The organism is Cellvibrio sp., from assembly GCF_053579595.1.
The window spans coordinates 1-11352 of the sequence record NZ_JBRFPI010000117.1; the positions used below are offsets into that span (position 1 = coordinate 1).

Consider the following 11352-nt stretch of genomic DNA (forward strand, 5'->3'; position numbering starts at 1 on the left):
GTCAGTTGGATGCCAGTGTAAGTTACGACCTCACTGACAACTTGACTGTGTCTATGGAGGCGTTGAACTTGACTGATGAGGACACTCGCACCTATGTACGTAATACTGGTATGACATCCAGCTACACCGAAACTGGTGCTCGTTACAACCTCGGTGTTCGTTACAGCTTCTAATTTTAATGGATGTTGTAATACAACGGAAAAAGCCGCTGGAAACAGCGGCTTTTTTTCCGGTTTACTGTTGTTCCTGATCTGTTGAATAATGGCTGCCAATAAAAAATATTAAAAGTGCATAGGTTTTATATGACTGATCAAATAACGCGGGTTGTTATTGTAGGTGGTGGTTCTGCTGGTTGGTTGACAGCAGGCATTATTGCGGCAGCAAGCCCGGCACATGTTCAAATCACGCTGATTGAATCTCCTGATGTTGCTGCCATTGGTGTTGGCGAAGGTACTTGGCCAACTATGCGTTCAACGCTCGACACTATTGGTGTTTCGGAGACTGATTTTTTCCGCGAATGTGACGCCAGTTTTAAACAAGGGTCCAAGTTTTCCCGTTGGACGAGCTTGTCAAAAGAGGATGATTATTATCATCCGTTTACCCCGCCAGCAAAGTACCATGAAATTAATCTGGCTCCTTTCTGGTTGCCATTCAAAGAAAAAATTTCTTTTGCTAATGCGGTGTGCCCGCAAGCAGCGATTTGCGATATGGGCTATGCACCCAAACAAATAACTACGCCTGAGTTTGGTACGGTATTGAATTACGGTTATCACCTTGATGCAGGAAAATTCGCGCCATTTTTACATAAACATTGTGTTGAAAAATTAGGTGTTACTTATATTGGTGCAAATGTCACAGCCATTAATTCGCGTGAAAATGGTGATATCCAATCGGTAAATACGGATACCCAAGGTGAGGTTGTGGGCGATCTGTTTGTTGATTGCACTGGGTTGTCGTCGTTGCTACTCGGCAAGCATTACAGCATTCCTTTTGTGACGCAAAAGAGCATACTTTTTAATGATTCCGCGCTTGCGGTACAGATTCCTTACGTAGAAGGTACTGATGCAATTGCATCGTACACGCTATCAACCGCCCAAACTAATGGATGGATCTGGGACATAGGTTTGCAATCCCGTCGTGGCATCGGTCATGTTTTTTCAAGTCGTTATACAACAGATGAACTTGCCGAGCGTGAGTTGCGTAATTACATCGCCCCGGCAGTGGGTGAAAAAATGGCAGGAGAGCTATCCGTTAGGAAGATTTCATTTAATCCTGGTCATCGCGAAACTTTCTGGCATAAAAACTGTGTAGCGATTGGTCTGGCAGCTGGTTTTATTGAGCCGTTGGAGGCAACTGCCTTGGTCTTGATTGAGCTCTCGGCAAAAATGATTGCTGAGCAGTTTCCTGCCAATCGCAGTGCGATGGATATAGTGGCTAAACGTTTCAATAATACCTTAAATCATCATTGGGAGCAGATAATCGATTTTTTAAAACTGCATTATGTGTTAACAAAACGCACCGATACAGAATATTGGCGCGACAACTGCCTCGCCAGCACCATCTCCGACCGATTGCAAGAATTGTTAGCCTTATGGAAAGTGCAGTCTCCGTGGTTGTACGATGAAATGCTACGCGAAGAAATGTTCCCCTCGGCCAGCTATCAATATATTTATTATGGTATGTGCGGTACAACAGAAGTTAGGGGTTCAGCTAATCCGTCCAGTAATAATAAGCGCTTGCAGGATAAAAAATTAAGAAAAGCAGAAACGCTATTTATGGAAAACGCACAGCATATCCAGCAATTGAAAAAAGCATTACAGCCTAACCGTGAACTGATTGAAAAAATAAAACAGTATGGTTTGCAAACTATTTAAATTCGATAATAACAATAGTGGAGAGGAGCTCTCCGGGAGACACTATGCCTAATTTTGCCCTATTAAATAATGTTGATCATAAAAACTTGCGCATTATTCGTGATTATTCACCGCAATACGGTGACGGTGAAATGTCCGTTGTGACTTTTCCTCAAGAATTTCGTGCGATTCAAAATGAATATCCCATCTTTTTTAAGAAGAATACTGAAACAGGAAAGTTTATACCTGTTGCACTGACAGGGCTGCGCCAAAATGAAAATTTATTTTTGTCTGAAAATGGGTGGGATGCGCAATACATTCCCGCATCTGTTAAAAGACGTCCATTTTTAATTGGTGTTCAACCACCCAAGCAAGGAGAGGGAAGTCAGCCAAGCAGTTTGGTTTACGTTGATATGGATAGCACTCGCGTCAATGAGGTCGTGGGTGAACCCGTGTTTTTACCGCATGGCGGCTATTCACCTTATTTGGAATCAATGGTGGATTTACTGGAATACATCCAATATGGCACGGAGCTGAACGATCATTTTGTTGATGTTCTGTTAGCAAATGAATTGTTGGAGGTAGTTACGTTAGAGATCACATTGAAAAATGGGGAACGCAACAATCTTGCAGGGCTCTATACCATCAACGAAGAGAAATTAAATGGTTTGGCGGGTAGTGTAGCTGCAGAAATGCATACAAAAGGCTTTTTGGAATGTATTTATATGGTGTTGGCCTCTCACGCCAATGTCCTCAAGTTAATTGCCCGTGTTGAGGCAAAGTTATCTGCTCAGTAATTTGAGTGGTCGCGCGGTTTTATGATTAGTATCGATAAAAAAGTAAAGATTATTGAAGGCTGTGCTCCAGATAACATTCCCGATGAGGTATTGTCTTCATCGGAGCCTTTAATTATAAAGGGTTTGGTATCTTCATGGCCAATTGTTAAAGCTGGCCTTTCTTCTCGTGCTGATGTTGAAAAATACTTGCTGCAATTTTACCAAGGGCAGCAGGTGGCTGCTTTTTTAGGAAAGCAAGAAAACGCTGGGCGTATTTTTTATAATGAAGATTTGACGGGATTTAATTACGATACTGTTAGTACAAAACTGGATTTTGCACTGCAGCAGCTGTCTCTTCATGCAGACAATCCCTCATCGCCAACAATTTATATTGGTTCTACCTCAGTTGATCAATATCTACCGGGTTTTCGTGCGGAGAATGACATAGCTCTGGGTGAGCATAATCCGTTGGTGAGTATTTGGATATCCAATAAATGCCGTATTGCGGCGCATTGGGATAGCCCATTAAATATAGCTTGCTCGGTTGTTGGGCATCGTCGTTTCACTTTGTTTCCATTTGAGCAAATGGAAAATTTGTATGTGGGTCCTTTGGATAAAACACCCGCTGGGCAGGCCATCAGTTTGGTGGATTTTTATAATCCCGACTTCGAAAAATTTCCCAAATTTAAACATGCATTGCCTCATGCGCAAGTCGCTGATTTGGAGCCTGGGGATGGATTATTCATCCCCAGTATGTGGTGGCATCATGTTGAAAGTTTGGACTCATTGAATGTGTTAGTTAACTATTGGTTTAAGGGGACTCCTGCTTTTTTCGGAAAGCCCATAAACGCGCTTTTTAATTCGGTGCTATCAATTCGCGATCTTCCACCAGAGCTGCGTGCTGCATGGAAAATGATATTTGACTACTACATATTCGATTACCAAAAAGAAAACTTTGCTCATATACCTGAGCATGCCCAAGGTGCGATTGGTGATTTGACCGATGATAATGCACGGACAATTCGTGCGCGACTTTTGAACGAATTAAATAGATGAACCAATTGAACCGATAAATCAATCAAACGGCTACAACAATTAAATCAATAATATGAGAAATGTTTGGTGATCCTATGATCGGCGATCGAGCAGTAAGAAATGTTGTAATCGTTGGTGGTGGTACTGCCGGTTGGATGGCAGCGGCATCTTTAGCCAAAATATTAGGTAAGAGCATTTCAGTTACCTTAATCGAATCAGATGAAATTGTCACCGTGGGTGTGGGTGAGGCCACGGTTCCTCCACTGATACAATTGCACTGCTATCTTGAAATAAACGAACAGGAGTTTCTTGCGTTTGTTAAAGGCAGTATCAAACTTGGAATTTCGTTTGAAAATTGGAAAAATATAAACGAAAACTATGGGCATATGTTTGGCAAGCCAGGAAAAAGCACATGGGCTGCTGATTTCCAGCATTTTTGGTTACGGGGCAAAGAGCTGGGTGTTCATAATCCTTTGAGCGACTACTCTCTTGAGAGTAAAGCTGCACAACATAATAAATTCATACATATGCCGAATGCATCGCTCAACTACGCCTATCACCTTGATGCGGGCTTCTATGCAAAATTTTTGCGCAACATAGCAGAGAAGGCGGGTGCGAGTCGTATTGAGGGAACCGTTGTCAACGTTGCTCTGGATGAAGATGACTATATTAAATCCATCGAATTGGCCTCAGGTCAGATTGTGGAGGGCGATTTATTCATCGATTGCTCTGGTTTCCGCGGGTTGCTCATCGAACAGGCGCTGCATACAGGTTATGAAGATTGGTCACACTGGCTGCCATGTGACACTGCTGTAGCAGTGCAAACGGAGTCGGTCCGTGATCCTGTGCCCTACACTCGTGCCATTGCGCACCCGGCTGGTTGGCAATGGCAAATTCCATTGCAGCACAGAGTGGGGAATGGCTTGGTCTATTGCAGCCGTTATATTTCTGATGATGATGCTAAAAAATTACTATTGGAAAATATAGACGGACGCTTGATCACTGAGCCTAAAATTATCAAATATCGCACAGGACAACGGCTTAAACATTGGAATAAAAATTGTGTCGCCTTGGGATTGGCAAGTGGATTTATCGAACCTTTGGAATCTACCAGCATTCACTTAATTTTTCGGGGTATTCTTCGCCTGATCCAAATGTTTCCATCTGCGGGTATTCGCGCTTGTGATGTTGATGAGTATAACGAGCAGATGAAAGTAGAAATCCTGAATGTGCGGGATTTTATTATTCTGCATTATCATTTAACCAATCGAACAGATAGCCCGTTCTGGCAATACTGCAAAAACATGGAAATCCCTGAATCGCTTGAACAGCGTATGAGAATGTTCCGTGAAACAGGTAAAGTGTTTGTAAAATCTTATGAATTGTTTTTCGAATCGTCCTGGATTCAGGTGATGCTAGGGCAGGGATTGATCCCTGAGAATTACCACCCTGTTGCGAATGAAATGCCAGCAGATGACTTGGTGAAATTCCTTGCCGATATTCGTGCGCAGGTGAATCAAACCCTCCAGAAAATGCCTACACACAAAGATTATTTGGATTTTTACTGTAAAGCGACTGATTGGAACTAGCCACTTCGATCATTTTAAAAAAATAAAACTATTCAACGTTAGGCGGCCAACAATCGGATTAGGGCGGAACTGGAAATTCTCTGGAATGGATGCAGAGTGCAGCAAATCACTAGGGTACATCACCAAGCGATTAAAGCTGGCTTCGCACCGCCCAATTTCTTCGTAGTATTGATTAGAGCCATTAATATATTTTTTTTGCCAGCTGGTGTCCTTAGCCTCCATTTCAAGGTATTTTCCATAAATATCCATTCGCTCGGGCGATAGTTGCTCAAAGCCGGTGGCTCTGTGGCGATAAAATGATGTGCCTCCTTTATCGGGGGTGCATAGGTAATGCACACAGGCGAGCTTTTCTTTATGTATCGTATCTACATGTGGACGCGATTGCGGAAGTGCCAACCGGGAGGGTGGGGTTAGTATCAGGGAGTATGTCGATAAAGAGTAGTTTATGTTTTCCAGTTTGAGATTAAATGCTTCACACACTATATCTGGCAAATAGGCTTGCAATGCGTGGCTGTAAAATTCCGGTGCATTGGACTGTATCCCTGGGTAAAACTCTGTTCCGTCGCGAAACTCGCAAAATTTCACCGCAAAGCCGAGTAATGCTTCTGCTTCGTGTAAAAAATTATCGATCACCAATACGGGTGTTTTTTCGTTGCCAAGATGATCAATGCGGTAGCTGAATTGTGGATGCAGTTGGGGTAGAAAATTATCGACCATTTTGTTACTCGTCTGTTAATAATGACGCGGAGTCAGCATTCAATTTACTATCGAATATTAAACCGTTTAACTAGTTGGTTGTGTTTTTTTTGGTGTTTATCATGGTTTAATGTGATCTGTTGTATTCTTTTGGCAATATCCAGGTGCGTACCTTTTACAACATTTTTGACATTGCAATGTTGATTGCAGCTCGGCCGCCGCTGACGGTCTATGGTTCCAACAAGATTACGGATTGCTTATCAATCCATTGAATCGCTAATATCCCCCGCTGTATGATCCCCTGCTTATTGACCGGTGCGTTGAATCCACATCGCACCGGCTAACATGCTGAGATGATATGTCGAACAACTGGTCAAGTTATAAACAATCTATTGTCAATGTGATGGGGCGTGATCGTCACAATCTGATCCGTCGCCTGGGAGAGATTGAGAAGCTCGCACGCGCTGAAAAACCCTATGATCAGGCCTTGGAAAAATGGCAAGGCCAATTGGCGCGTTCGCAAGCAGATGTGCAGCGCCGTCAGCAGCTGGTTCCTCTCGATATTGAATTCCCCAACTTACCTGTCTGTGAAAAGCGCGAAGAGATTGCGCAGATTATTGCCAATAACCAAGTGGTGGTATTGGCGGGCGAGACCGGTTCAGGCAAGACTACCCAGATCCCTAAAATTTGCTTAACGATTGGCCGCGGTGTCAGCGGGTTGATTGGTCATACCCAGCCGCGCCGTATTGCGGCTAATACCGTTGCCAATCGCATCGCCGAAGAATTAAAAACCACGCTCGGTGAAAAAGTCGGTTATCAAGTTCGCTTTAGTGATCAGTCCAACGAAAATACCCTGATCAAAGTAATGACCGACGGTATTCTGCTGGCAGAAATCCAGCACGATCCTTACTTGAATAAATACGATACGCTCATTATCGACGAAGCCCATGAGCGCAGTTTGAATATCGACTTTTTGCTGGGTTATTTAAAACAACTCTTACCCAAACGCCCTGATTTAAAATTAATTATTACCTCGGCGACTATCGATCTCGAACGTTTCTCGCAGCATTTTAATAATGCGCCGATCATTGAAGTCTCTGGTCGTACTTATCCGGTGGAGGTCTGGTATCGCCCGCTCTATGAATTTGAGGCCAGCGATGAAAGTGAAAATGAGCCGGATCAATACGCTGCGATTGTCGATGCAGTACACGAAATTGAATTGCACGAAAAGACTGGCTCGGGTGCTCGCGGTGGTGACATACTCATTTTTTTAAGTGGCGAACGCGAAATTCGCGAGGCCGCCGAAGCGTTGCGCAAAGCACAGTTTGCACATATGGAAGTGATTCCCTTTTATGCGCGCTTGAGTTTGGCCGAACAGCAAAAAGTATTCGCACCTCATACCGGGCGACGCATTGTATTGGCGACAAACGTTGCAGAAACCTCGATTACTGTACCGGGCATCCGCTATGTAATTGATCCTGGTTTTGCGCGTATTAGCCGTTATTCCTACCGCACCAAAGTACAACGTTTACCGATTGAGCCTGTTTCTCAAGCCAGTGCCAACCAACGCAAAGGCCGCTGTGGTCGTGTCGCTGAAGGTATTTGCATTCGCTTGTATAGCGAAGAAGATTTCAATTCGCGCCCGGCATTCACCGATGCGGAAATACTGCGTACCAATCTCGCAGCGGTTATTTTGCAAATGCTGCAATTACGCATGGGTGATATCCATAAATTTCCGTTTATTGATGCACCTGATCATCGTTTGATTAGCGATGGTTTTAAATTGCTGGAAGAACTGCATGCTGTGAATGCCAAAAACCAGCTAACGCCGGTTGGACAACAACTTAGTAAATTGCCATTAGATCCGCGTCTTGCCCGAATGCTGCTTTCCGCACAGGAGCAGTCCTGTGTGCGTGAACTATTAATTATTTCCAGTGCACTCTCAGTGCAAGACCCGCGCGAGCGCCCCGCTGAAAAACAACAGGCGGCCGATCAAAGTCATCGTCGCTTTTGGGCAGAGCACACGGATTTTGCCGGTTTTGTGAATCTTTGGGATTATTTTGAAACCCAGCGACAGGAGCTGACGCAAAACCAATTGCGCAAGCTCTGCAAAAAAGAATTCCTGTCCTATTTGCGCTTGCGCGAGTGGCGCGATGTGCATCATCAGTTGTGCGTTGCAGTGAAAGATCTCGGTATTCGCGTTAATTCTGAATCGGCTAATTATGAATCGGTTCATAAAGCGCTTTTGACCGGCTTGTTGGGCAATCTCGGTTTTAATCATGAGGAACGCGAATATCTGGGGGCGCGCAATCGCAAGTTTGCGATCTTCCCCGGTTCATCGCTCGCCAAAAAAACACCTAAATGGATTATGGCGGCAGAGCTGATTGAAACCTCTAAATTGTTTGCTCATACGGTTGCGAAAATTGAGCCTGAGTGGGTAATTGCTGCAGCCGAGCATTTGGTCAAGCGCCAGCATTTTGAACCGCACTATGATAGCCGCAGCGGCCAGGTGATGGTATTTGAAAAGATTACGCTTTATGGTTTGACCATTGTTGAGAAAAAATCGGTCAGCTTTAGCCATATAGATCCAATTCAATGTCGTGAAGTATTTATTCGCGCCGCTTTGGTAGAAGGGCAGTATGACCAACATCCCAAACGGAAAAGTTTACAGAATAAAAATCCTGATACAGACTTTTTTGCACATCAGCAACAGTTGTTAATAGAACTGGAGGATCTTGAATCCAAAGCGCGTCGCCGCGATATCGTGGTGGATGAGCAGGTGATTTTTGATTTCTACAACGAGCGCATCCCTGAATCGGTTGTAAATCTCGCCGGGTTTGATGCCTGGCGCAAAAAAGCGGAACAGCAAAATCCAAAACTATTATTCCTGACGCGTGAGATTTTGATGCGTCATGGCGCTGGCGCTATCACCCAGGCGCAATTTCCCAACGAGTTGGAATGGCGCGGAATGGTATTTCCACTGAGTTACCATTTTGAACCAAACCATGCTTTTGACGGTGTGAGCATCCATGTGCCCATGAGTGTTTTACATCAGGTTCCAGAGCAGCGTCTGGAATGGTTGGTGCCGGGTATGTTGCGTGAAAAATGCATCGGCCTGATTAAATCCCTGCCTAAAACTGTACGCAAACATTTTGTACCCGTTCCCGATGTGGTGGATAAAATTCTTGCCACCTTGTCACCTGACAATAAGCCCTTAACCGAAGCGTTGGGTCTGCAATTAAAACGCTTGACCGGTGTGGATGTGTCCAAAGAGGCTTGGCTTGAAACCAACGTGGATGATTACTACCGCTTTAATATCCATGTGGTAGATGACAAAGGCAAAGTCATCGCTAGTGGCCGCGAGTTGGCACCACTGCGCGATAAATACCGCGAACGTGTACAACAAAATATCCAATCTGCAGCGACCAATATTGAGCGTGATGGCATAGTCGGGTGGGATTTTTCTGAGCTGCCGCAAGCGATTCAATTGTCGCGTGGCGGAATCAGTATTCGCGCTTATCCGGCATTGGTTGACAAGCAATCCTCAGTTGCATTGCAAGTGTTAGATAATCCATTGCACGCATTGGATATAACCCAGCGTGGTCTCGCGCGTTTGGTGTCATTGTCGCTGGCACAAACAGTTAAATATTTGCAGAAAGAGTTGTTGAAAGGGCAAGAGGTTGCATTGACGTTAGCGGGTATTGGTAACCGCGAGCAAGTGGCCGACGATTTAATTATGGCGTCGATCAAACAACTCGCTGTACCTGATCAGAAAAATTTACCTCGCACCCAAATTGCTTTTGATGAGCGGGTTAATCTTATTAAAGAAAAATTAATTGCCCATGCACAGGATTTGGCGAATCATCTAGTTAGCAGTTTGAAATTGTTGGTTGATGTTAAAAAACAACTCAAGCAACAAAAAAATATGTTGGTGTTAGCGTTTACGATCAGTGATATCAATCAACAATTAGCGCAGTTGTTTTATCCCGGATTGGTGTATAAAACGCCTGCGCTATGGTTGCAGCAATACCCGAAATACATGCGTGGCATCCAACAGCGGTTGGAGAAAGCGGCCTTGAACCCACAAAAAGATAAACTTCAATTAGCGGAAATAGCGCCGCATTGGCAGCGGCTGGTGGATTATCTGGCGAAAGAGGGCGATTATCGGTTGACGCAGAATGCGGCACTGATGGATTACCGTTGGTGGATTGAGGAATTGCGGATTTCGCTCTTTGCACAGACCCTCAAAACCCAGGTTCCGGTATCCGATAAGCGGATGGATAAACAGTGGGAGCAAGCCATGCTAGAGGTGCAGGGTTAAGAATTGTTGACAGGATGTAACAAACCTAACCTTGCTGAGTCTATCCGGTAACCATTTGGCTGTAAGCTGCTGGCTCTCCCACAAAATCAACTGGGCCAGCTAGCCCTACCGCCTTGGCTATGCTAGTTTTCTCACGGCTTGAACAGCCCCTAACGACACCTAATTACGCTGGAGTTTATTATGAATAACAAAATGTCTTCTATGTCTGCTTTGATTGGCGCCGCGTTTGTAGCATCGGCTGCTTTGGCTCCTATGGCATCCGCGGCGGATGCAACCTTTGCTGCAACGTCGCTGAATGCGGGTTATACCCTGGCGGATAATTCTGATAAATCCGATGCTGAGCATAAGTGCGGTGAAGCCAAATGCGGAGCCGATAAAAAGGCAGAAGGTGAGCACAAATGTGGTGAAGGTAAGTGCGGTGCTGAGCATAAAAAAGCTGATGGTGAAGGCAAGTGTGGTGAAGGCAAGTGCGGCGCAGATAAAAAAGCCGATGGTGAAGCCAAGTGCGGTGCTGATAAAAAAGAAGAGAAAAAAGCTGAATAATGCCAGCTAATTCTTCTGCGGATTTTTCTGCTGCGATTTCCGGTGCAGGCTTGGGTCTGCGCCGGACATTATTTAATACCCTTGAGCAATCCTCGCCTGAGGATATCCATTTTATGGAAGTGGCACCGGAAAATTGGATCAATGTGGGCGGGCGATTGGGGAAAAAATTTCGCAGCTATACCGAGCGTTTTCCTTTTGTTTGTCACGGCTTATCACTCTCTATCGGTTCTCCTGCACCACTCAATACAGATTTACTCCTGGCTATAAAAAAGTTAATGCAAGAACACGGTATTCGCTACTACAGCGAACACTTGAGTTATTGTAGTGATGATGGGCAGCTCTACGATTTATTGCCGATCCCCTTTACGCAAGATGCTGTAGATTATGTCGCTGCACGTATTCAGCAAGTACAAGATATTCTTGGACAGCGTATTGCTATTGAAAACTCGTCATATTATTGCGCTCCACAACAAGAAATGACGGAGAGCGAATTTAACAATGCCGTAATTAAAAAAGCGGATTGTGCGCTCTTGCTTGAC

At 44.6% G+C, this 11352-nt stretch carries 8 protein-coding genes; 7 read left to right on the forward strand and 1 reads right to left on the reverse strand.

All coding sequences use genetic code 11. The features are described from left to right. Positions 1-302: 302 nt before the first annotated feature. The 4 genes from ACWA6V_RS09290 (at position 303) to ACWA6V_RS09305 (ending at position 5253) form a co-directional block, all read left to right on the forward strand. A complete protein-coding gene (locus ACWA6V_RS09290) occupies positions 303-1874 on the forward strand; it encodes a tryptophan halogenase family protein (RefSeq protein WP_449522222.1) in 1572 nt (523 codons plus the stop codon). Between the two features lie 44 nt (positions 1875-1918). Next, positions 1919-2650 carry a SapC family protein gene (locus ACWA6V_RS09295; RefSeq protein ID WP_449522223.1) on the forward strand — a complete coding sequence of 244 codons (732 nt, stop codon included), beginning with the start codon at positions 1919-1921 and terminating at the stop codon, positions 2648-2650. A 21-nt stretch (positions 2651-2671) separates the two neighbouring features. Continuing rightward, positions 2672-3685: a cupin-like domain-containing protein gene (locus tag ACWA6V_RS09300; RefSeq protein ID WP_449522224.1), complete on the forward strand. Its 1014-nt coding sequence runs from the start codon at positions 2672-2674 to the stop codon at positions 3683-3685. Between the two features lie 74 nt (positions 3686-3759). Continuing rightward, positions 3760-5253, forward strand: a complete 1494-nt coding sequence (locus ACWA6V_RS09305) for a tryptophan halogenase family protein (protein WP_449522225.1) — start codon at positions 3760-3762, stop codon at positions 5251-5253. A 9-nt stretch (positions 5254-5262) separates the two neighbouring features. On the opposite strand, the gene ACWA6V_RS09310 is transcribed toward ACWA6V_RS09305, so the two are convergent. After that, positions 5263-5970 carry a DUF6445 family protein gene (locus ACWA6V_RS09310; protein WP_449522226.1) on the reverse strand — a complete coding sequence of 236 codons (708 nt, stop codon included), beginning with the start codon at positions 5968-5970 and terminating at the stop codon, positions 5263-5265. 337 nt (positions 5971-6307) lie between these two features. Here ACWA6V_RS09310 and hrpA point away from each other — a divergent pair, with 337 nt between their 5' ends. From hrpA to ACWA6V_RS09325, 3 genes are all read left to right on the forward strand, one after another. Beyond that, entirely contained in the window at positions 6308-10270 is a 3963-nt protein-coding gene (gene hrpA / locus ACWA6V_RS09315) for an ATP-dependent RNA helicase HrpA (RefSeq protein ID WP_449522227.1), read from the forward strand. A 180-nt stretch (positions 10271-10450) separates the two neighbouring features. After that, positions 10451-10813, forward strand: a complete 363-nt coding sequence (locus tag ACWA6V_RS09320) for an HvfA family oxazolone/thioamide-modified RiPP metallophore (protein ID WP_449522228.1) — start codon at positions 10451-10453, stop codon at positions 10811-10813. Next, the coding region (locus ACWA6V_RS09325; RefSeq protein ID WP_449522229.1) for a DUF692 domain-containing protein at positions 10813-11352 on the forward strand (540 nt) is incomplete at its 3' end. The genes ACWA6V_RS09320 and ACWA6V_RS09325, both read left to right, overlap by 1 nt.